Genomic DNA, 22,918 nt, shown 5'->3' on the forward strand with positions numbered 1-22,918 from the left:
GCACGGCCCTGCTCAAAACTGATGAAATGAGTATATACGTATCTTTCATCATATTATATAATGAGTTCAGGTAATTATCCGCTGCTTGTAACTTGCAAGGCTTGTTTTGAAAAAAGGGCATACTTCTCCCGTCGTTAAGCACAAGCAATTTGAAGCACAGCAGATAATAACATAGATAACCTTCACTCCTTTGATTTGAAATTTAAAAATTGTACTATTAATATAGCACACTGTTATTAAATAATGCAACGATTCTTAAAATCCTTATGTGTCATTTTTGATGGTGAACCAAACTGTACTAATGGAGCGCATGCAAATTTTTTACTATTAGGTACTTATAAGAGTATAAAGGTTTATAGTAGAAGAAAAATAAAGGCTTTCGCCATAAGACTTGGCGACGAGTAAGTTTTTCTAACATATTTAGTGCTAAGTGAAACTATTATAAGAAATGCGGAAAGGAGGGAGAAGTGATGAAAAATTCTTCCAAGCGACCACAAATGAAAATTCCTAAGACAAGAGGAGAGCGAATTTGGAATGCTATTGGTTATACGATTTTTTTAGGAACAATCATCTTTGTTATATGGGTATGGAAATATATACCAAATGAAGTACCAGCTCATTTTAATAGCGCTGGTGAAATCACACGATGGGGTTCAAAGTGGGAATTGCTTATTATACTTATACCTGGTATTTTTACTGCGACATTTATGGGGGTGATGGAGAGGTACCCTGAATCACATAATTATCCAAAGCGTTTTAATGAAGCAAATGCCAAAGCTTTTTATTTGCATAGTAGAAAAATGATGAATCAATTAAAGAACATTTGTCTGATTATTTTTTCAATCATTACATTGGAAAGTATTTTTATAGCAATGAACTGGTGGGAAGGTTTAGATGCTTGGATGTTACCACTTCTTATTACATTCACTTTTTTCCCGTTAATTTTAAGCTTCATGAAACGAAGGAAAATTAAATAGTAGTGAAGGATAGCATTCATGTAAACTTTCTAAGTCTAGATCATTCTAGGCTTATTTTTAATGGTTATTATCTAATCTTGTGACTAGTTAATCGTTTTGTGTTTAAAATTGGCTTTCAGCAATAACGCGTACATTTGTGAATTTATGATCAAAATAATCCATTTTGTTGCTTTGAATGACACAATTAATAATAAACGCTATTAATATACGAAAATTATACATTAAATTTTCGTTAATTTGTAACACAATTCGTGAACATTTTTTGACAGTTTAAGTATGGGGTTGTGCTCAAAAATATGTGGGATTATGATAATTAAACGGTAATTTGTTTAAAAGCAAAATACTAATTCTAAAATATATCACAACAACATGAATCTAGGGGGAGGGGTATCTTTATGAAATTGAAATGGGCCATATTAGGAGCTCTATTCACATTAACAGCAGTACTAACTGGCTGTGAACCGTTAACGGTGCTTGATCCAAAAGGTCCACAAGCACAAACGCAAGCAGATGTGATTTGGATCTCTATTGCTATTATGGCATTTATCGTTATTACTGTATTTGTAATGCTAGTATATATACTTATCAAATATCGAGGTTCGAAACAAGCCGATTCCTATGAGCCTCCACATATTGAAGGAAATAAAATAGTAGAAAGTATTGTAGTAGGAATACCAATTATTATTGTGGCTGTGCTTTCTATTATTTCTGTACAAAGCACGTATGAGGTAGAGGCTAAGCCAGAAGGGTATGGAGATAAAGAACCATTAGTTGTTTATGCATCCTCTTCTGACTGGAAATGGCATTTCAGCTACCCAGAACAAGATATTGAAACAGTCAACTATCTTTATGTGCCAACAGATAGACCGCTAGAATTTAAGTTATATTCTTATGGACCAATAACAAGTTTTTGGATTCCGCAACTAGGCGGGCAAAAATATGCGATGTCAGATATGATTACGACATTACATTTAGCAGCTGATGTTCCTGGTGAATTTATGGGACGTAACTCCAATTTTAGTGGGGAAGGATTTGCTGAGAACACGTTTAATGTAACGGCAATGCCGCAACAAGAGTTTGATGATTGGGTAAAAGAAGTAAAGCAAACGGCTAAACCACTAACAGAAGAAAAATTCGATGAGTTATTGGAACCTGGCCATTTAGGACAATTAACATTTACTGGAACTCATCTTGGCTTTATGCCACCACCTAAAGGGCATCATGAGGGTCATGGAGCAGGTGGAGAGGATCATAGCGAGCATTCATCACATGAGAGCGAAAACGCAGAGCATTCCGAACATGATAATAATAACAATGAGCATGATCATGAATCAGATGAAGCGGCAAGTCACAACGAGTAAGCATTCCGTCGTTTTACAACAGGATTTTCCAGGAGGGAGAAGAGAGAATGGAGTTTTTTGAACGATTTGCCATACCGCATCCCAGTCCTGCCATATATGCATCTATGGTTGCTATCGCTTTAACGACCATTGCGGTCGTTGTAGGGTTAACCTATTTTAAAAAATGGGGTTATTTATGGCGCGAGTGGTTGACAACGGTGGACCATAAGAAAATAGGTATTATGTATATGATTTCTGCATTATTAATGCTATTTCGGGGTGGAGCAGATGCGTTAATGATGCGCGCACAAACGGCTGTACCTGAGAATACATTACTTGATGCACAGCACTATAATGAAATTTTTACAACACATGGTGTCGTGATGATTATTTTCATGGCGATGGCGTTTATTATTGCATTAATGAACTTTGTCATTCCATTGCAAATTGGTGCACGTGATGTAGCATTTCCACGCTTAAATGCACTTAGTTTTTGGCTTTACTTTATGGGGGCAATGCTCCTTAATATATCATTCGTTATTGGTGGGTCACCAAGTTCTGGTTGGACATCGTATTTTCCGCTTGCAGGAAATGAACTCAGTCCATCTGTAGGAACGAATTATTACATGCTTGCACTACAAATTTCGGGATTAGGTACGCTGATAACGGGGATTAATTTTATCGTAACGATTTTAAAAATGCGTGCTCCAGGTATGACATTAATGAAAATGCCAATGTTTACATGGGCTGGTTTAATTACAAACGTTATTATCGTATTTGCGTTCCCAGTATTAACGGTTGCTTTAGCAATGGGTACGATGGACCGTTTATTTGCAACTAATTTCTTTACTACGACAGACGGTGGTATGGATATGCTTTGGGCCAACCTGTTTTGGGTTTGGGGCCATCCAGAAGTATACATTTTAATACTACCTGCATTTGGTATATACAGTGAAATTATTCCAACGTTCGCTCGCAGGAATTTATATGGCTACACAACGATGGTTGTTTCCATGGTTGTTATATCTTTATTGTCCTTTGTCGTTTGGGTACACCACTTCTTTACGATGGGGCAAGGTGCGCTTGTAAATAGTATCTTCTCTATTACAACGATGGCGATTGCCGTACCGACAGGAATAAAAATATTTAACTGGCTGTTTACGATGTGGAAAGGGAAAATCCAGTTTACTGTTCCGATGCTGTATTCGTTAGGTTTTATTCCAATCTTTACGATTGGTGGGGTGACAGGAGTTATGCTAGGTATGGCTTCTGCGGATTATCAATATCATAATACGATGTTCTTAGTAGCCCACTTCCACTTAGTTATTATTCCAGGTGTCGTATTTGCTATGATCGCTGGTTTAACGTACTGGTGGCCGAAAATGTTTGGCTTTATGCTAAACGAACGAATTGGTAAATGGGGCTTCTGGTTTGTTGCTGGAGGTACAGTTCTAGCATTCTTCCCAATGTTTATCTCTGGTTTAGATGGGCAAGCACGTCGTATGTATACCTACTCGGAGGGAACAGGCTTTGGAATTTGGAATATGCTTTCCTTTGTGGGCGCCATCGGTTTAGCGATCGGTTTTGCGCTGCTTGTATACAATATCTACTATAGTACGAGATATGCGTCTAGGGACATTGGAGACGATCCATGGAATGCGCGTTCTTTAGAATGGGCAACACATAATCCAGTACCTGAATATAACTTTGCCATTACACCGCAAGTGAATTCTAGTGAGGCGTTCTGGGATGCGAAAAAACGTGGACATAAACTATTTAAAGCTGGCTACAAAGATATTCATATGCCAAACAATAGTGGTATTCCATTTATTATGAGTGTGTTTTTCTTCATCTTCGGTTTTGCGTTTATCTTTAGTATGTGGATTACGGTTATCGTTTCATTAATTGCTATTTTAGCTTGTATGACATACCGTTCCTTTGAAAAGGACGATGGTTATCATATTACTGCTGAAGAACTAAAGAAAGCAGAATCGGAATTGCGAGGTGCTAAATAATGCAAATAGATAAAACAAAACCACTGGAGTATAGCACAGAGCAAGGACGTTTAAATATTTTAGGCTTTTGGATATTTATTGGCGCTGAAGTGATGTTATTTGCTACCCTGTTTGCTTCTTACTTTACATTAGTAGATCGAACAGGAAGCGGTCCTTCAGGATCGGAAATTTTTGAATTAACGCCTGTTTTAATTGAAACGTTACTTTTATTAACAAGTAGTTTTACAATTGGTCTTGGCGTGCATGCAATGCGATTAGGTCGTACAAAGGCAATGCTGACCTTTTTCATCATCACGTTGGTATTAGGTCTTGCTTTTCTAGGTGTCGAGATTTATGAATTTGTGCATTACGTACATGTTGGTGCAGGTTTACAAACGAGTGCGTTTACTTCTATTTTATTAACGACACTAGGGACACATGGACTACACGTAACCTTTGGCCTGTTCTGGGGTGTTATGATCGTTATGCAAGTGATGAAACGTGGGTTAACACCAGCAACAGCGAATAAATCATTCATTTTCTCCCTTTATTGGCACTTTTTAGATGTCGTTTGGATTTTCATCTTCAGCTTCATCTACTTGAAAGGAATGATGTAAAATGAAGGAATTATTTCCAGCTAAACACGTATCGGGTTTTGTGTTCTCGCTCATTCTTACAGGTGTCGCCTTACTTGTTTATTTCATGGATATGTCATTTGCTGTAGGGATGACCATCCTTGTCATTACCGCATTTGCCCAAGCAACGTTGCAGTTAGTTGTTTTTATGCACGCTGGGGAATCATCTGATAAAAGATCGATTTATATTAGTGTCATATACGGAATTATTATAGCGATAGCTACAGTTTTAGGTACGCTATTAGCAATGATTTGGGGTTATGTATAAAATAGAAGAAGAGCTATCCAGATGTTGGGTAGCTCTTTTTGCTCAACATGTATAAAAGTGACTACAGGCTGAATTTTCTAGATCTCACTTGTGTTGTCGATGGATGTAGCTATAGGGACATTTCCAAACCCTGCTAGTTTGTCGTCCTTTTGCACATTATTAGTAAACAAAATGCCACCAATTAGAAGTGCTCCACAAGTAAATGAGACAATTAATTTTTTCATACTATTCCTCCTTACAATTTTAATAATTGATCATAACACTATTAGCTAACTTATAATACTGTGTAGATTTTTTATACTTCCCTATCTTTTCAAAATGCGATGCTACTAATGTTGCATAAAATATTAAGTATTGATAGAATTTTTTTTGCTTTAAATATGGTAAAAATACATCTTCTAATACTATGGTAAGTTTGTTCAACTCTCCATTTAGCAAGTGTGTATATACTTGAAGGGTGTAATGATAAAATTTATAGTATTCTTCGTCTTGAGCTAGATGTAGCGCTTCTCTCCCAAGTTGCAAATATTTTTTCGTTTGTTCGTATTCCTTATTTTGGTAGAAGTTTTTTATTAAACTGGTAATCACTTCTAATTTAATTTTATAATCTGTATCTGTAGTGTTTAGGGCGATTAAATAGTTTTCAATAGATTGTTTTGAATCTCCAATGCTAAAATAAAACATACCTAGATTAAGATAGGCTAACTGGATCACTTCTTTATTGTTGCTTAATTTACCTAGATACAACGCCTGATTATAATTTGTTAATGCAAGTTCATTCATTTTAATTCGTTGGTATGAAATCCCTAGCAAGATATGACATTGCGCACAACGTACAAAATTGTACTCTTGTTGAAACACGACCATAGCTTTGTTAGCATAATTAATCGTTTCTAATCCATTGGATAATTTGCAATATTCAATAGATATCGCATAATGCAAATCAGCAACTTCACTTTCGTTAATATCAGATAATTGAATCGCTTTCTCTGCTTGTTGATAGCAATGTAAAGATTGTTGAAATTTTTCTTTAAAGGAGTAGTAATTCCCTTTGAATTTATTCCAGTAATATTTATGCGTAGCATTAAATGCGTCGGCCATTTCGTGCAGTTCATTCATCTTATGTAAAGCACGTTTTAAGTCGCGTAAGACTACATAATAACGAATTTGATGAATTTCAAACATGATGGTTTGGTCGTTGATACTACGATTCATTACTTCTTGCAATTCTTCAAATTTAGCTATCATTTCTTGTTTATCATAACGGTCATAGAGGATGTCATACCATTGCTTACATTTTTCTTCTAATTGTACATCTGGCGTTTCGACAAGCTCAATGTCTAGACGATTGCAGAGCGATTGAATGATTTCTGGATTAGCTTTTGCTTTTTGATTTTCTATTTTTGATAAATAGGATAAAGAAACAATACCTGCTGATAATTCTTCTTGTGTCATATTACGTTTCGTTCGCTGCAATTTAATAATAGAACCTATGTCTAACAAATAGATAGTCACCTCCTAGATATGGCTTATATTAACTCCTATTATACTAGTAATTTATAATAATTTGTATTGAGAAAAAAGTGTGATTTTTATAGCGTATATACTTTAAATAAGGTTTTTTTATACTACATTTTCTTTTATAGGGAAAATGTGGGTTGTTGTTTACATAAATGGGGATTTCATCTGTATTTTTGAGAATGATAGTACAAATATATTCGTCCAAAGTTATTTACAAATTTAAAGAAAAGAAGAGAATTATGTCGTTTTTTAAAATGAAAAGATAACTAACTGGGAATGATCACTTATTTAGATGAAGTCATCTTCGTAAAATAAACGCATTTTCTTATGGAATTATTCGTTATAAATGACCACAAGTATGTGTGAAATATATCTCGAGGAAGATATTAGGGCTAATTTCTAGTCCAAAAAGAGAAGGTACTCTATTATAAAATAACATGTTAGCGTAGTGATTTTCCGCAGTGGTCACTAGCTACATTTCGCTTACATGTTTTTTAAAACAAATGTTGCATTAAAAACCAATAAAAGTCTACATAAATAGAGTTCTGGAAATAATGAGGTGATAACTATGTTGAGAAAAACTTGACACATACCTCAAATTTTACTTTACATAAGAATTTATGATATAATTGAATAGTTTTTCTGATATGTGCGAAATATAGTATGATTCAAGAATATATATGCATGAAGAAAGGCGCCGTCATATGGTAAGTGAAAGCTCAAAAAGTTTCGGGAAAATATTACAAATGCAAGTTGTTCTTATTGCCGCTTAAAGCATAAACAAAACATGTTCGGCTTTCTAGTATAAGCAAAACGATGGCGTTTATCGCTAGAAAGACTTGGCGATAGCCAAGCTTTTCTAATACAATATGAATCCTCATATTCTTCTTTTCTTACTTTTTGAGTGTTACACTATGACAAAAGCATTAAATATTCCTACAAAATAGAGGAGCGTACGTATGCAATTAAGAGAAGATATTCGTAACATAGCGATCATAGCTCATGTGGATCATGGTAAAACAACGTTAGTAGACCAGTTATTAAAGTATTCTGGTACTTTCCGTGAGAATGAGCATGTGGATGAACGAGCGATGGATTCTGGAGACATTGAACGAGAACGAGGAATAACGATACTGGCTAAAAATACAGCCATTAAATATAAAGATACGGCAATTAATATTTTAGACACGCCAGGTCACGCTGATTTTGGTGGTGAAGTGGAACGGATCATGAAAATGGTGGACGGGGTAGCATTAGTGGTTGATGCTTATGAAGGTACGATGCCACAAACACGCTTTGTACTAAAGAAAGCACTGGAACAGAAGTTGACCCCGATGGTTGTGTTAAATAAAATTGACCGTCCAAATGCGAGACCAACGGAAGTAGTAGACGAAGTATTAGATTTATTTATTGAATTAGGAGCAGATGATGAGCAGCTTGAGTTCCCGGTTGTCTATGCTTCCGCGTTAAATGGTACCTCAGGGTATGAAGCTGATGAGCAGGAAGAAACAATGGATCCGGTTTTTGAAACGATACTCGACCATATTCCTGCACCAATTGATAATCGTGATGAGCCATTACAATTCCAAATTACATTGCTTGATTACAATGACTATGTAGGTAGAATAGGAATTGGTAGAGTTGTACGAGGAACGATAAAAGTTGGTCAACAAGTTGTAATTCTGAAAAAAGATGGCACGCAAAAATCGTTTCGAATTACCAAACTGTTTGGATTTATTGGCTTGAAACGGATTGAAATTCAAGAAGCCTTATCCGGAGACGTTGTAGCAGTTGCTGGGCTAGAAGATATTAATGTAGGAGAAACGGTTTGCCCGCAAGATCATCCAGAAAGTTTGCCATGGTTGCGCATTGACGAACCAACCTTGCAAATGACGTTTCTTGTAAACAATAGTCCATTTGCTGGCAAAGAAGGGAAATACGTTACTGCAAGAAAAATTGAAGAACGCTTGTTAAAACAATTAGAAACGGATGTAAGTCTGCGTGTCGATCCAACGGATACACCAGATGCATGGACTGTATCGGGACGTGGGGAACTGCATTTGTCTATTTTAATCGAGAATATGCGCCGTGAAGGTTTTGAACTGCAGCTATCTAAACCAAAAGTAATTATTAAAGAAGTGGATGGCGTGCAATGTGAACCCGTTGAACGTGTACAAGTGGATGTGCCTGAAGAATATACAGGCCCAATTATGGAATCACTCGGTTCCAGAAAAGGCGAAATGCTCGATATGGCAAACCAAGGAAATGGACAAGTACGCTTGGAATTTAAAGTGCCTTCTCGTGGACTGTTGGGCTATGCGACTGAGTTTATGTCACAAACACGTGGTTATGGTATTTTGAACCATACGTTTGAAGGTTATGAGCCTGTTATTAAAGGGCAAGTAGGTGGAAGAAGAGAAGGTGTACTTGTTGCTTTAGAAAATGGAAAAGCCTCCACTTATGGGATTATGCAGTTAGAAGATCGGGGTGTTATTTTCGTCACACCTGGAACAGAAGTATATGCAGGTATGATTGTAGGGGAACACAATCGTGACAATGATTTAACTGTAAATATCACAAAAGAAAAGCATTTAACCAATGTCCGTTCTGCGACGAAAGATCAAACTGCGACGATTCGTAAATCACGTAATATGTCATTGGAAGAAGCCTTGCAATATTTAAATGAAGATGAGTATTGTGAAGTAACGCCTGAATCCATTCGACTACGGAAAAAGATTCTTAATAAAAATGAACGTGAAAAAGCAGCGAGAAGAAAATAAATAAATGGTTTTAACGACCGTTTTCTGGAACAGATACATGTAATACTTCTAAAACACCGAAAAAGAGGACTTTTTCGGTGTTTTTTGACACTATAGAACCCTGTAAAGCAGCTGATCGCAGGAGCTTTAACATTTAACCAAGAGTAAAATGTGCCATATGTAGAAGTGGTATGTTAAAAAAAGTGTATGTTATCATGAGTAAAGAAATCTTTATCGAACTTACATTATTCTTTTGTAACTTCAGCTACCTATTTTGTTCTCCATAAACAAAACAACTAATCAGCTGAAGTTGTAATGCCTAAATAGGACACGAGGAGTTAAGAACATGCAAAGATTATGGAAGCGCGTTCGTTTTTTGTTTACGTTTCACCGATCCATTCCTTTCTTTAAGGATTTTTTTGCGTCGAAAGAGGTAAGTTTGACTAAAAAAATTTTCTTTGTATTGCTGATCTTAGGATATTTTATTTTTCCATTTGATATTATCCCTGATTTTATCCTAGCATTTGGGATTATTGATGATGTGTCCATTGCTATATTTTTATTGCAATGGATGGTAAAAATGGCACCAGCAGCAATGAAGGAAAAATACTCTTTTTAAAGTAGCAAAACAGTCACAGCCCTTATTTTAGATGAGAGACGCGGAGCATCCGTTTAGTAGTTTAGCGAATGGAACGAATCAACGTAGAGATGAAGGAATTATGGGAGGTAATGAACCGATGATGACCTATCGTAGAGCAATGAAGTGAAGTCACCTAGTTGCTAAGCGATGGTGCCGGACGTAAGTCTTCGGTTATTTCGTTAGCCACAAGCACCTGACTTTATACTTTTGTATAAAAACCGCCTTATTTTCATATTAGACGGTGACTTGAAGGGTCATACTTAATGGTTTCTTAAACGATAAACCTGTAAAAGAAGCAGACATCTTGGTTAGAAATATCTGCTTTTCGTTTATCTAAAAAGGTTTGTCAGTAAGCGATAGAATTTATTCGTTACTTTCTTCATCATCGTCAGGAATGTATTTAGTAAAATAAGCAGCACAAATAAGGAAGACAAAAGTAAGCCCCCAGGAAACAACACCACTCCATTGGGTATTTATTCTTAATCCAACTACTAAGATAACTGCACTTAAACCAACAAAAAAAACTGTTAAGTAACGTTTCACGAACAACACCTCAATTACAAACTTCAACCTACCTTATCCTATGGAAAAGTATAAATTTCTAATCTTCATGGAATAGGTAAGATGGCAGCTTTTCCATAACCATTTGACGCTAAACCAAATTTATAAACAATCAGTGGGGATGAAAGAAAATCATTCCTGATTGAAGATTCACTTTATATGTACATTGTAGCATGTGAAATTGAAAAATGAACCTAAAATATCATGCAGAAGCGTGTCAATGTTCCACTTGAAGTGGATGCGTTTATTTCGCACTATAGGAAGTATATCGTTTTTAGGGTTTATCGTATAAGCAAAACGACGGCATGTCATCGTCAACAAAATTGACGTAAATCCCAGTAAGATATAAGGTGCTGTAAGACGAACGCTTTAACTATGGAACTCCGAGATAGTAAGCAGTATTTCCTAAAAATGAGGCTGTTGCACAATCAGGTAATTGATTGTGTAACAGCTTTTTTGTGTATACACAAAAAAACAGACCACAAAGGGCCTGTTCTCATGTATTATTAATTTATGACCAATAAACAAATAACACAAACCCAGTATACGCAAACTGCAGCAAATTATCAATTATATTTACCGATGGATGTAGAAGAAATGATTCCTATGGATGATTCGGTCCGGCTCCACTGCCTCTTATGTGAAAGGATGGATTATAGAGAACTACTACAGGCATACGCTTCCAAAGGGAGAAAACCAGCAGTCGATCCAGTCATTCTATTTAAGGTCATTACTACGCAGCCTCGCAAAAAATCTACTCTTCCCGAGGGATAGAAAAAGCATGTCGTCGGGATATCAATTTCCGTTGGCTTCTTCAAGGGTATGCAGCTCCTGATCATTCTACTATCAGTCGTTTCAAGCAAAAATATCTGACCGATACGGTGATGGAACAGCTCTTCTTTCAACAAGTCGTGTGGCTTTATCAACAAGAAGCGATTACCGGTGAAACCATCTATATCGATGGCACCAAAATCGAAGCGTATGCCAATCGGTATTCTTTCGTATGGAAAAAGGCAATCACCAAACATGAAGCCAAGATGTATACCAAATGGCAAGCCCTGCTGGAACAGATCAATACAACATACTGTCAGATTTTCACCAGTCCTTACGAGACCTTTTTAGAAGATTTGAAAAAAGTGCTTGTTTTCCTGGAGAAAGTAAAAGCGAAAGAAAACATCACGTTCGTTTATGGAAAGGGGAAAAGAAAAACGGTCCTTCAACGTTATCATGAACAAGTAAAGGAAATGCTTCAACGTAAAGAACACTACGATACTTCCAATCAGATTATGGGAGAGAAACGAAACAGTTATTCTAAAACAGACCATAATGCCACGTTTATGCGAATGAAAGATGATCCTATGAGGAATGGTCAACTCAAACCAGCTTATAATGTCCAAGCTGCCGTGGATGCGGAATTTATCGTTGGGATCAATGCGTTTTCCGATCGAAACGACACAACAACATTGATTCCAATGCTTCAATACGTAAAGGAACATCTTCCCTTTACCTATCGCAACATCGTCGCAGATTCTGGATATGAAAGCGAAGAAAATTACGTGTATTTAAAGAAGCAAAAACAGACAGCCTATATCAAGCCGCAAAATCATGAACGCAAGAAAAAAGCTTCTTTCAAAAAGGACATCAGACACCGAGAAAACATGGCTTATGATAAAAGCACAGATACCTATACCTGTGCCAATAACCAGCAGCTGCATGCCATTAGAAACTACACGCGAACCTCGCAGACTGGCTATCAATCTCAGGTAACCGTCTACGAATGTGAAGATTGTACAGGTTGTCCGCTCAAAGAAAAATGTACAAAAGCGAAAGGGAATCGCCAACTGCATGTAGCCAAGGAATTTCTGGCATACCGGGAAACAGCGCAAGAAAATATTCTAACAGAAACAGGCACACTGTACCGTATGAATCGTTCCATTCAAGTGGAAGGAACGTTCGGCGTACTGAAGGAAGATTATCATTTGAAGAAATTTCGTACGCGAGGAACAGGTAATGTACGAAACGAACTTTTNATTTTTTAGAAGATTTGAAAAAAGTGCTTGTTTTCCTGGAGAAAGTAAAAGCGGAAGAAAACATCACGTTCGTTTATGGAAAAGGGAAAAGAAAAACGGTCCTTCAACGTTATCATGAACAAGTAAAGGAAATGCTTCAACGTAAAGAACACTACGATACTTCCAATCAGATTATGGNAATATGCATTTTGCGACAGCTCCATACACTTGATTCAAACATCTACATACAGTGTAATAGGAGTTATTGACCAGCAACGTCGCGCTTTGTAAAAACAATCCATGACAGTAACATGAAAATGGCATAGTATACGACTAATACGGCTATAGAAAAGCCCATCGTATTATCTTCAAGCATGAGGAAGTTTCCATCCATATATTGGCTTAAGTCTGTGTGCGCGAACAAAATATATTTCGCCCATTCTTTATCAGCGAAGAAAGTAACAATGGAGCTTGCCCCCATCATAAGGAAGATAGCAATACCTATTGCCAATGAACTATTACGGAAAACAGCAGAGATCATAAACGCAAACGTAGCCATCATTACCAGATTCACAAGTTTGAAACCAAAGCTAGTAAATATATTAGCTACTAGCGATACGGTTTTAAAACCATCTTCTCCTTCTACCACAATAGAAGGGTTCCAGTCGCCAATTCCAAAGAAGATTGCTCCAAAAATCCACATGAGTACGAGTGCGAATAGTGCTGTATAAAGGGCGAATAGTAAGACGGTAATATATTTGGATAATAGGATGCCACTTCTCCTGATGGGACGAATTAATAATAATTTAATCGTGCCCCAGCGAAATTCGTTAGCAACAATTCCAGCAGCAATGATAATCGTTAATAAACTAACAATCGATAGCAAAGATATATTTTCATTAACAAATGTCCAAGCTGTATATGGAGCTGGTTGAATATCATTTTCCAAGTAATAATTATTTTTGGTAATGGTGGAATTATTGTAGTCTTCCACACTTCCCATACCTTCTAGTTCTTCCATATCTTTTTGTAATTGTTCATTTTCTTGTTTTAACTCTTCACGCCAATTTTCATCGTCATACTCGCTTTTTAGCCCATCTAAACTATTGGTTAATAGAGCTGAACCCAATATAAGAACGGCTAAAATAATATACATGATCCAAGTTGATTTACGAATAAAAATTTTCCCTTGTTCATTTTGAATTAGTTTTAACATTCTACTCAATCGTATTCTCTCCAATCAGTTCAAAGAATTGATCTTCTAGTGTGCCTTTTGCAACATTGACTTGATAAATGTCACAATCATTTTCTACTAATCTTTTAACAACTTCTGGAACTTGCTCTTTTTTACAGCGAAAAGATAAATTACCATCAAGTTCAACGGATTCCAGCTGGAAAGCTTCATTTAAGGTTTTCATTGCCTTATCCATTGGAGTAACTTCAATATGATGAATTACTTCTTCTTTGTCTGTTTCCTCACCGACGTTTTGAATTTTAATGATCTCTCCGTTTTTAATGACACCGATACGATCACACATTTGTTCAATCTCAGAAAGCAAGTGACTAGAGATAATAATTGCCACGTTCTCTTCTTGGGCAAGTTTACGTATATGATCTCGTATTTCTCTGATGCCGGCTGGATCTAATCCGTTTGTTGGCTCATCCAAAATGAGTACGGACGGATTATGTAAAAGCGCTTGCGCTATTCCCAGTCGTTGGCGCATTCCTAAAGAATATCTACCGACCTTTTCATTAATTGCTTTTTCAAGACCGATGAATTTGACTACTTCATGTATCCGTTCTTTTGTTACGCCTGGCATCATCCGAGCATAGTGTTTTAAGTTTTGCCAACCAGTTAAAAACGGGTACATTTCCGGATTTTCAACGATGGCACCGACTTCTCGTACGGCATCTTTAAAATTGGATTTTATGCTGTTTCCTTGGATCAGGACGTCGCCCTCTGTAATACTCATTAATCCAACCATCATACGGATTGTGGTCGTTTTACCAGCCCCATTTGGTCCGATGAAGCCAAATACTTCCCCCTTTGGAATGGAAAAGGATAAGCCTTTAATAATTTCTTTTTTGCCAATTGTCTTTTTCAAATTGACTAATTCCATTGCAGCTGAAGACATTATGTAACCTCCAATTTATTTAGTTAATAGTACGTACGATAGAAGTGACAAATTTGTTTCAAAAAATCCCCAGTTTGTTCAAAATATTATTTGAACAAACTGGGGAACGTGATAAAAAGCTTAATCTTTTAGTTCGGGATTATTGTACTTTGCTTCTTTTACGCGCGTCTGACGATACCCACCAGCGATATCAGCTTGTTTGAAGTCTTTGCTGTAGTGAACTTCTTGCGCATCTGTTAGCTGTTTATTTTTAGTTGGTTGATATTGCGTTTTTCGCATGTAAAAATCCTTTCTATAAACATTTCTTATGGCTTATTTGAGTAAAATAATTAGTTTTGCTATTGTTACTCATATGTTAACCATTCCCTAATTACAAAAAATCAAACATAGAAAAGAAATTTGCGTTATAATGTGGTAGGATAATGTGCTCATACAAAAATGATGAAATGGAAGAAAAATAAAACAACTAGAGCATGCAAAGGAGCATATAAAATGAAACGAAAAGGCATTATTTTCATAGCTGTTTTTCTAATTGCGTTTAGTTTACTTGCAGGATGTAACGATACTACGGCTAGTGAATCTAAAGGGCATGAAAAAAAGGCGGCAAAAGTAGATAAAAAACACCCCCCGAAACAAGAGATTTCTATTGCTGCAATTGGAGATATGCTAATTCATAGTCAAGTGTATGAAGATGCAAAAACGGAGACAGGATATGATTTTACACCAATGCTAAAAGAAGTAAAACCGTACCTTGAGGATGCTACGATAACCATTGCAAACCAAGAAACGATGATTGGCGGAGAAGCGATTGGCTTATCTTCTTATCCAACATTTAATAGCCCGTTTGAGGTAGGGGATGCTTTAAAAGATGCTGGCGTTGATGTTGTAACATTAGCGAACAACCATACCCTTGACAAAGGGGAAAAAGCTATTCAACGTGCTATCGAGCATTGGGAAAAAATTGATTTGATGTATACAGGTGCTTATAAAAATGAAGAGGATCAATCTAAACTGCGAATCCTCGAAACTGCAGAAGGCATCGATGTAGCTTTTCTTGCTTATACGTATGGAACGAATGGAATTCCTGTTCCTGAAGGGAAAGACTATCTAGTAAATGTAATAAATAAAGAGCAGATGGCAAAGGAAATAGAAAAAGCGAAGCAACAAGCTGATGCCGTCATACTAAATTTACACTTTGGAACGGAATATCAAATGCTACCAAATGAAAATCAAAAGGATCTAGCACAATTTGCTGCTGACCAAGGAGTGCATGCAGTCATTGGTCACCACCCGCATGTGTTGCAGCCTGTTGAATGGGTTGAAGGAAAAAACGGCAATAAAACGTTTGTTGCGTATTCATTAAGTAACTTTTTATCTGGACAGGACGAGCTGTATCGTCGATTTGGCGGAATTTTGAAGTTTACTTTAACGAAAAGTGAGAATGAAGAAATAGAGCTTCATACACCCGCATTTTTACCGACCTTTGTTCGTTACAAGGATGAAGCGGACTATCAAGTGGTACCAATGAAACAGGTGACAGATAAAGAATTAGAAGGTGCGAAAAACTATTATAAAGAGATAACGGGTCATATGCGGAAGTGGTTGCCAGAGTTAGAGATTATTGAACCGTAAACGTGCTGAAGGAAGAGGTGGGGGTTTTTTGCAAACATATCCTTGGTTTTTCTTGGATAGTGGTTGATTGTAAATGAGTAACTTGACACGGCTTGAAATAGTGTTTCTTTTGGGAGTGTCGGTTTGACCCTGACTACCAGTACTTATCTTTTATTAGTAAGATAATCAATTAATCATAAATATACAGAAATATCAACGTTTCTCACATTGTGGGAGACGTTTTCTTAACGGTTTCGTAAATCTTTCAGCCCGGTTAAATAAAAACGGCTCATAAGTTTAGTTTCCCGACCACCAAATCACAACATAGAAGGGGGTATGTCCGATAAAGACAGGAATAGTTTAGCACATACAACATGGAATTGTATGGAAAGTATAAAAAAGATTTTTGGGCAGATAATTCGAGATGTGAACGAAAAGGTGTAGTTACTCATGATGCAAATACTTGTTCATCACATTCATATGTTGGTAAGTATACCACCTAAATGAAGTGTATCCCAATTTATGGGTTATTTAAAAGGTAAAAATATCCACATGATTTTCGATCATCAAGCCAATCTTTTAATAACATAATATTCTGATATGTTATTTTTGATCTACTATCCATGGGAATAATTGTTATGTTCAGGTATAAAGAATTGTCAGTCTTCATTAACATATCATTTATTTTATTCGCAGTGTATATCGTATTTTACTTATTTCTATTTATTAAGAATGAATTAACTGGTAAGGAAATTCATTAAATAGGTTTATTTGAAAGCGAAAAAGAGGCCACTTTATAAAGTAGCCCCTTTTTCGCTTTTAAGCAACTATAAAAATAACTAGAATAACCCTGGAAGTGGATTCAAGATAGTTATAAACTTCATTGTCGTCATCTAATACTTTATATAAAATATTGATTTGTAGTAGAGTCTTCAATAAAATGATCTTTATTTTATAATGTTGCTCACTTCCATCTTCAAAATAAATAAATTATTACAAATGTGCCTTACAAAGTAGCTTATACGAATATTTTACAAACTTCAACTATAAAATACAACCGATATTTGATATGATTATTTTACCCGTGTTTGCATGAACGAGTAACTTGAAAAATAAACTAGTATATGCAAAAAGCAAAACGAATAGGTTTTTACGGGATAAATTTGAAATAGATTGTATTATAAAAAGGTTTATATACTGCTTGCTTGCATTTGCAAGTTTAGTAGGAAAATTGATGAACTATGGAAAGGTGATTAAACAGTATGGAATGGAAGAATATTTACCGAGGTATGATAATGGGAGCCAGTGATGTTATCCCAGGGGTAAGCGGGGGGACCATGGCTGTATTATTAGGTATATATGATCGACTCATTGCAGCGATTAATGGATTTTTAAGTAAGAATTGGAAACAACAATTAGGATTTTTAGTTCCACTAGGAATGGGTGTTGCCATTGCAATATTAACATTAAGCCATGTGATTAATTGGTTGTTTAAACATTACGCCGGACCGACACAGTTCTTTTTTTTAGGGCTAATTCTTGGTATATTGCCATACTTGTTTTATAAAGCAAATGCTAGAAAAACATTTAAAGGAAACCATATTTTGTTATTGCTAATAGGAATGGTTCTTGTTGGGTCTATGATGTTCTTAAATACAGGAGAGCAAACGATTATTACAAACTTGACTACTTCAACGTATCTATTGTTGTTTGCTTCTGGAATTATTGCCAGCAGTGCTATGATTTTACCAGGAATTAGCGGCTCATTTTTATTATTAATTTTTGGTGTCTATCGAACTATTACAAATGCAATTACGGAATTTAAACTCGACGTGTTGGTTGTTACTGGTTTAGGGGTTTTAATTGGACTCGTCTTCATGAGTAAAATGGTCAATTACTTTTTCAAAAGATATACGATCGCTACGTATGCTATCATCATTGGTATGGTAATTGGTTCCATTTTTGTCGTATTTCCAGGTTGGCCTGCTTCAATAAATTTAGGTTTGCTTAGCATCGGTGCTTTTGCAGCAGGTCTTACTGCGGCTTATGTATTAGGAAGAGTCGAGTATGTGTAAGCAGATTATAAGACAAATAACCGAAGAGACGCTACAATGAACATTAGCTACGGAAGGGGGATGAAAGAATGGAACGTTTAACAACGGAAGCAGCTTTTCAAGACACAATTAAAAGTGACAAGCCTATCATTATTAAATTTTACGCCGATTGGTGTCCAGACTGTAAACGATTGGACATGTTTATTGGTGATATAATGGACGAATTTAATCAATATACATGGTATGAGATAAACAGTGATGAAGTGGAAGGTATTGCTCAAAAATACGATGTGATGGGCATTCCAAGCATCCTTATTTTTCAAAATGGCGAGAAAAAGGCTCATCAGCATAGCGCCTATACGAAAACACCGGAATCGGTTAGAGAATTTCTTGAGCAACAATTAGGTTAATACCAAACGCGTGGGGCACCCGTTCAGCAACGTAGTGAATGGAATACATTAACGAAAGATAAAGAAATTATGTCACTAAAATAGGGGTATGCCGACGATGGGAAGCAAGCCCGTTTTTAGGGACCTTCCTCTTAGCCACGAACCAATGATAACTTTGCTTAGGGCATGAGGTGAAGTGTCCTAGTTCTGGGCGCTGTAGCCAGACGTGGCTATTTTGATTTTATAATTTCCCATACAATAAAAAAGAGGCTATTGCTCCAGGCGATAAGCCTCTTTTTCTATGTGAAGGATCGCATTGCTCAAAGCTACGATCTTTATTAGGAGAAAGTAGTTGTAGAAAAGCATTTTCATAGAAACCGATAATTCCCCAAATGATAACTTCTAAAGCCGTGCAATACGAGTTAATGCAACGTAAAAGACCAAGTGCTTTGGGGTTCTTCTATATATAATGTTGTATTGGCTAATAATAACTTCGATTTGGCGGGAAGTTTATAGTACGTAGAAAGAAGCTTATTCATTAGATTTATGTTTACCTGTTCAATAATTTGTTCGTTTATAAAAGAAGTAGGATGTGATTTCTCATAACCTTTTTCCCATTCAATAAGAAAGGGCATTGGATCATCTGCTTGAGGAAATAACATTTTCCAAGTTAAGGGTGTGCCATCCGATTTCTCTCGCCTTCCTGGTATAGGCCCAATTGCAGGAATAGATGCTTGTTGGAAATAGGCATGGAAATCTTCCATGTCATTCGTTCTGAATGCGATTTGCACCACTCCTTCTTTATCTTGTTCTAGCTCTTGGACAAGTTGTACGATTAACGGATTACTCGCTTTTTTTGCTCGTTGTTCATCAAAAACGCCAAGCCATTCTATGTAGCAATCATTGGCAAAATAAGCTAAGTAATTATGTGTCCCCCAATTTTTATGCTCTCCTCCTGGAACAATTTCTACATGATATTTGCTAGAAAAATCCTTTGCTGCTTGCTTGGGATTCTTTGCACCAATAACGATATGATCTAATGCCAGCATAATGATACCCCTTTTCTTAACTTGATTAGTTTTTAAAGCTGATTCAGTTACACAAAAGGAAGAATCGTCGTAATTTTAAGGATTCTTAGTCCCACACGTATCTTTACATAACATTTCTTCATGCTTTGTACGATTTTCCATATTATCCAAGAAAACAGTCTTTTGAATATTCTGCTACAACTAAGTATAATAGAAAAAAATGAACTTTGGAAGGAAGATGGAAAATGAGTAACCCAGTATTAAAAGAATTCCCGCATGAAATCCATACAGAGAGACTACTTATTCGTTTGCCTCTTCCAGGAGATGGAAAAGCTGTTTATGAAGCCGTTCAATATAGTAGACGAGAATTAAAGCAATGGCTTCCTTTTGCTCAAAAAGAGCAAACATTAGAAGAAACCGAGGTAAATGTACGGGAAGCACAAATTCAATTTTTACAACGAGAAGATTTACGTTTTCATATTTTCGATAAACATACGAAAGTGTTTTTAGGTTGTACGGGGTTACATCGAATAGATTGGAGCATTCCTAAATTTGAAATTGGTTATTGGGTTGACACTAGACATCAAGGGAAGGGGATTATTTCAGAGGCGGTTAAAGCTTTAATGACTTTTGCTTTTGAAGAATTAGGTGCAAATCGAGTGGAAATACGTTGTGATGAAAAAAACGAGCGTAGTCGGGCAATTCCTGAAAAGCTAGGTTTCTCATTAGAAGGAATTCATTATCATAATGCAAGAAGTGTGGACGGCATAAACTTATGCAATACTTGTGTGTATGCTAAATTAGAATAGAAACAGACAGATTGGTAAAGATTTGATATGTTAAAAGAGACATCAATCATTCAAATTATTCTGCGGGATGCATTGCGTACACTTTTTAAATATAGATAGAAATCATACAAAGCAGGTGGAGAAATGGAACAACCACGTATATTAATTGTAGAAGATGAACAGAAATTAAGTAGAGTGCTGCAATTAGAATTAGAATATGAAAATTACAAAACAGAAGCGGTATTTGATGGAAAAGAAGCGTTAGCAAAGATGGAACAGCAGAAGTGGGATTTAGTGTTGTTGGATATTATGCTTCCAGAATGGAGTGGGTTAGAAGTATTGCGTAGAGTGAGAAAATTTGACCAAACAACACCAATCCTTTTGTTAACGGCTCGCGATCAAGTACATGATAAAGTGAGTGGTCTAGATTTGGGGGCAAATGACTATATTACGAAACCTTTTCAGATTGAAGAACTATTAGCAAGAATTCGTGTACATTTACGGAATCCGATAAAAAAACAAACAGAGGATGAACAGGTTGGAGTTGGAGATTTACTTGTACATGTAAAGAGCAGAGAAGTCACTCGTGGAGAGAACCAAATTGAATTAACACCACGCGAGTTTGATTTATTAGTCTGCTTATTAAAGAATAAAAATATTGTCCTAACGCGTGAGCAGCTGATCGAACAAGTTTGGGGCTTTGATTACTATGGAGATACCAATGTCGTCGATGTTTATATTCGCTATTTACGGCAAAAAATAGATAAAGGCTTTGACCAAGCTTATATTCAAACCGTTCGCGGAGTTGGCTATACGATAAAGGATATGGAAACATGACATTAAAAACAAAAATTCAACTATTCACAGGCATTTTTATGCTTATTCTTACTCTGATTATAAACACTGCTATTTATATGTTGTTTTATAAAGTTTCTGCAGATGGTGACTTACAAAATTTAGCTGATCAGACGGAGCAATTAGTAATAGCCATGAAAGAACAGCCAGATGTTATTTCTAACAAATTATTTCGCTCGTTTGCACCGGCTGAAGGAATGATTCGGGTAGTCGATCAAGATGGAACCATATTTATTTCTGCTCAACAATCAGTACAATATGATATTCCACTTGACTTTAGCTCCAATGAGTCACAGGCTATCGTGAAGCAAGGGAGTGAGCCTGATGTTGCTGTTATCTCCAAACCAATTATTTGGGGAGCAGGGGAACGCGCAGGGGAAGTAGTAACACTTCAGGTTTCCACGCAGTTAACGCATTTGAATAGTACGATGCGGACGTTATTTACGGTTCTTTTAATTGCTACGGTCTTCATGTTAGTGCCTATCATTATCGGTGGGAATGTACTCAGTCGATTTTTATTAAATCCGATTAAATCTTTAATTCAAACGATGCGGGAGAACATACAAGAAGCTACTTGGAAGAAGATTGATGTTCAAAATCGCTCCAAAGATGAATTGTATGAAATGGAAAAAACATTTAATGCAATGATTGACCATCTAAAAGATAACTTTGAGAAACAGGAGACATTTGTATCGGATGCTTCTCATGAACTAAAAACACCTATTTCCATTGTGAAAAGCTATGCACAGTTAGTGAAAAGAAGGGGAACGGACAATCAACAGCTCGTTCAAGAATCGATGGAGGCAATCGATTCTGAAGCAGATCGAATGGGAAAGCTAGTTGAACAAATGCTAGCATTAGCAAAAAACAAACATCATGCAGCTAAGGAACAAGTGCATATAGTTGCGTTATTAGAAGAGACAGTAACTACTCTCCAAATAGCATATACGAGGGAGATTACCTTTAAGAAGGATGTAAGTGATGAAGTTGTGCTAACAGGAAACAGGGATCAATTGGAGCAAGTATTTTATATCTTGATTGATAATGCTTTGAAATATAGTGAAGATAAGGTTGAGATAGGTATAGAATTGGAACATAAACAGGTGCTTATTAAAGTTCGTGACTATGGTTCAGGTATTCCAGAGGCAGAACAAGCACGCATTTTTGATCGGTTTTATCGTGTGGATAAAGCGAGAAGCAGAGATACTGGCGGGACGGGGCTTGGTTTATCTATAGCTGCTGCCATTGTAAAAGAGCATCAAGGCGAAATTACGGTGCAAAGTAAGGTTGGGGAAGGTGCTACGTTTGTTGTCACTTTTCCCATTGTCTAAAACTTAATCTCCACATGCAATCT

At 36.4% G+C, this 22,918-nt stretch carries 22 protein-coding genes and 1 pseudogene; 16 read left to right on the forward strand and 7 right to left on the reverse strand.

Annotated elements, in window-relative coordinates:
- The first annotated feature begins 470 nt into the window (after window positions 1–470).
- The 5 genes from B2C77_RS03580 to qoxD all read left to right on the forward strand — a co-directional run bounded on the left by B2C77_RS03580 (window position 471) and on the right by qoxD (window position 5,214).
- Window positions 471–977, forward strand: a complete 507-nt coding sequence (locus B2C77_RS03580; RefSeq protein ID WP_077702449.1) for an SdpI family protein — start codon at window positions 471–473, stop codon at window positions 975–977.
- A gap of 395 nt (window positions 978–1,372) precedes the next feature.
- Complete coding sequence (gene qoxA / locus B2C77_RS03585; protein ID WP_077702450.1) at window positions 1,373–2,338, forward strand: cytochrome aa3 quinol oxidase subunit II; 966 nt, start codon at window positions 1,373–1,375, stop codon at window positions 2,336–2,338.
- A 47-nt stretch (window positions 2,339–2,385) separates the two neighbouring features.
- Window positions 2,386–4,332 carry a cytochrome aa3 quinol oxidase subunit I gene (gene qoxB / locus B2C77_RS03590; protein ID WP_077702451.1) on the forward strand — a complete coding sequence of 649 codons (1,947 nt, stop codon included), beginning with the start codon at window positions 2,386–2,388 and terminating at the stop codon, window positions 4,330–4,332.
- On the forward strand, window positions 4,332–4,928 hold the full coding sequence (gene qoxC, locus B2C77_RS03595; protein WP_077702452.1) for a cytochrome aa3 quinol oxidase subunit III: 597 nt from the start codon (window positions 4,332–4,334) through the stop codon (window positions 4,926–4,928). The genes qoxB and qoxC overlap by 1 nt, the downstream gene beginning before the upstream one ends.
- Before the next feature lies 1 nt (window position 4,929).
- Entirely contained in the window at window positions 4,930–5,214 is a 285-nt protein-coding gene (gene qoxD / locus B2C77_RS03600; RefSeq protein WP_077702453.1) for a cytochrome aa3 quinol oxidase subunit IV, read from the forward strand.
- Between the two features lie 77 nt (window positions 5,215–5,291).
- Here the strand turns inward: qoxD and B2C77_RS21545 are convergent, their stop codons facing one another.
- Together B2C77_RS21545 and B2C77_RS03605 are read right to left on the reverse strand one after the other, a co-directional pair.
- Window positions 5,292–5,438, reverse strand: coding sequence for a hypothetical protein (locus B2C77_RS21545; protein ID WP_170861730.1), 147 nt, complete (start codon window positions 5,436–5,438; stop codon window positions 5,292–5,294).
- A gap of 19 nt (window positions 5,439–5,457) precedes the next feature.
- The gene (locus B2C77_RS03605; protein ID WP_077702454.1) at window positions 5,458–6,717 is read right to left on the reverse strand and encodes a helix-turn-helix domain-containing protein; all 1,260 of its coding nucleotides are present in this window, start codon (window positions 6,715–6,717) and stop codon (window positions 5,458–5,460) included.
- A gap of 977 nt (window positions 6,718–7,694) precedes the next feature.
- Between B2C77_RS03605 and typA the strand changes: the two genes are divergently transcribed.
- The gene (typA, locus tag B2C77_RS03610; protein ID WP_077702455.1) at window positions 7,695–9,515 is read left to right on the forward strand and encodes a translational GTPase TypA; all 1,821 of its coding nucleotides are present in this window, start codon (window positions 7,695–7,697) and stop codon (window positions 9,513–9,515) included.
- A gap of 325 nt (window positions 9,516–9,840) precedes the next feature.
- A complete protein-coding gene (locus tag B2C77_RS03615; RefSeq protein ID WP_077702456.1) occupies window positions 9,841–10,113 on the forward strand; it encodes a YkvA family protein in 273 nt (90 codons plus the stop codon).
- 384 nt (window positions 10,114–10,497) lie between these two features.
- Here B2C77_RS03615 and B2C77_RS03620 read toward each other — a convergent pair whose 3' ends face one another.
- Window positions 10,498–10,677, reverse strand: a complete 180-nt coding sequence (locus B2C77_RS03620; protein ID WP_073007230.1) for a hypothetical protein — start codon at window positions 10,675–10,677, stop codon at window positions 10,498–10,500.
- Between the two features lie 531 nt (window positions 10,678–11,208).
- Between B2C77_RS03620 and B2C77_RS21315 the strand changes: the two genes are divergently transcribed.
- Complete coding sequence (locus B2C77_RS21315) at window positions 11,209–11,469, forward strand: hypothetical protein (RefSeq protein WP_141130675.1); 261 nt, start codon at window positions 11,209–11,211, stop codon at window positions 11,467–11,469.
- A complete protein-coding gene (locus B2C77_RS03625) occupies window positions 11,466–12,734 on the forward strand; it encodes an IS1182 family transposase (protein ID WP_254844028.1) in 1,269 nt (422 codons plus the stop codon). The genes B2C77_RS21315 and B2C77_RS03625 overlap by 4 nt, the downstream gene beginning before the upstream one ends.
- Window positions 12,735–12,966: 232 nt before the next feature.
- Here B2C77_RS03625 and B2C77_RS03635 read toward each other — a convergent pair whose 3' ends face one another.
- The 3 genes from B2C77_RS03635 to B2C77_RS03645 form a co-directional block, all read right to left on the reverse strand.
- On the reverse strand, window positions 12,967–13,920 hold the full coding sequence (locus tag B2C77_RS03635) for an ABC transporter permease (RefSeq protein WP_331805576.1): 954 nt from the start codon (window positions 13,918–13,920) through the stop codon (window positions 12,967–12,969).
- 1 nt (window position 13,921) lies between these two features.
- Complete coding sequence (locus tag B2C77_RS03640) at window positions 13,922–14,839, reverse strand: ABC transporter ATP-binding protein (RefSeq protein ID WP_077702459.1); 918 nt, start codon at window positions 14,837–14,839, stop codon at window positions 13,922–13,924.
- 120 nt (window positions 14,840–14,959) lie between these two features.
- The gene (locus tag B2C77_RS03645; RefSeq protein ID WP_077702460.1) at window positions 14,960–15,118 is read right to left on the reverse strand and encodes a YfhE family protein; all 159 of its coding nucleotides are present in this window, start codon (window positions 15,116–15,118) and stop codon (window positions 14,960–14,962) included.
- Window positions 15,119–15,331: 213 nt separating this feature from the next.
- Between B2C77_RS03645 and B2C77_RS03650 the strand changes: the two genes are divergently transcribed.
- The 4 genes and pseudogenes from B2C77_RS03650 to B2C77_RS03660 all read left to right on the forward strand — a co-directional run bounded on the left by B2C77_RS03650 (window position 15,332) and on the right by B2C77_RS03660 (window position 18,914).
- Window positions 15,332–16,471 carry a CapA family protein gene (locus tag B2C77_RS03650; protein ID WP_077702461.1) on the forward strand — a complete coding sequence of 380 codons (1,140 nt, stop codon included), beginning with the start codon at window positions 15,332–15,334 and terminating at the stop codon, window positions 16,469–16,471.
- Window positions 16,472–16,786: 315 nt separating this feature from the next.
- Window positions 16,787–17,029, forward strand: a pseudogene (locus B2C77_RS21320) (transposase); the annotation flags it as partial.
- Between the two features lie 683 nt (window positions 17,030–17,712).
- Window positions 17,713–18,525 carry a DUF368 domain-containing protein gene (locus tag B2C77_RS03655; RefSeq protein ID WP_077702462.1) on the forward strand — a complete coding sequence of 271 codons (813 nt, stop codon included), beginning with the start codon at window positions 17,713–17,715 and terminating at the stop codon, window positions 18,523–18,525.
- Window positions 18,526–18,593: 68 nt separating this feature from the next.
- Complete coding sequence (locus B2C77_RS03660; protein WP_077702463.1) at window positions 18,594–18,914, forward strand: thioredoxin family protein; 321 nt, start codon at window positions 18,594–18,596, stop codon at window positions 18,912–18,914.
- 401 nt (window positions 18,915–19,315) lie between these two features.
- Here the strand turns inward: B2C77_RS03660 and B2C77_RS03665 are convergent, their stop codons facing one another.
- The gene (locus B2C77_RS03665; RefSeq protein WP_077702464.1) at window positions 19,316–19,942 is read right to left on the reverse strand and encodes a VOC family protein; all 627 of its coding nucleotides are present in this window, start codon (window positions 19,940–19,942) and stop codon (window positions 19,316–19,318) included.
- 224 nt (window positions 19,943–20,166) lie between these two features.
- Here B2C77_RS03665 and B2C77_RS03670 point away from each other — a divergent pair, with 224 nt between their 5' ends.
- The 3 genes from B2C77_RS03670 to B2C77_RS03680 all read left to right on the forward strand — a co-directional run bounded on the left by B2C77_RS03670 (window position 20,167) and on the right by B2C77_RS03680 (window position 22,895).
- Entirely contained in the window at window positions 20,167–20,730 is a 564-nt protein-coding gene (locus tag B2C77_RS03670) for a GNAT family N-acetyltransferase (RefSeq protein WP_077702465.1), read from the forward strand.
- A 123-nt stretch (window positions 20,731–20,853) separates the two neighbouring features.
- Complete coding sequence (locus B2C77_RS03675; protein WP_077702466.1) at window positions 20,854–21,546, forward strand: response regulator transcription factor; 693 nt, start codon at window positions 20,854–20,856, stop codon at window positions 21,544–21,546.
- A complete protein-coding gene (locus B2C77_RS03680; RefSeq protein WP_077702467.1) occupies window positions 21,543–22,895 on the forward strand; it encodes a sensor histidine kinase in 1,353 nt (450 codons plus the stop codon). Before B2C77_RS03675 ends, B2C77_RS03680 begins: the two co-directional genes overlap by 4 nt.
- The last annotated feature ends 23 nt before the right edge of the window (window positions 22,896–22,918 follow it).

The organism is Virgibacillus dokdonensis (assembly GCF_900166595.1).
Lineage (GTDB): Bacteria > Bacillota > Bacilli > Bacillales > Amphibacillaceae > Virgibacillus > Virgibacillus dokdonensis.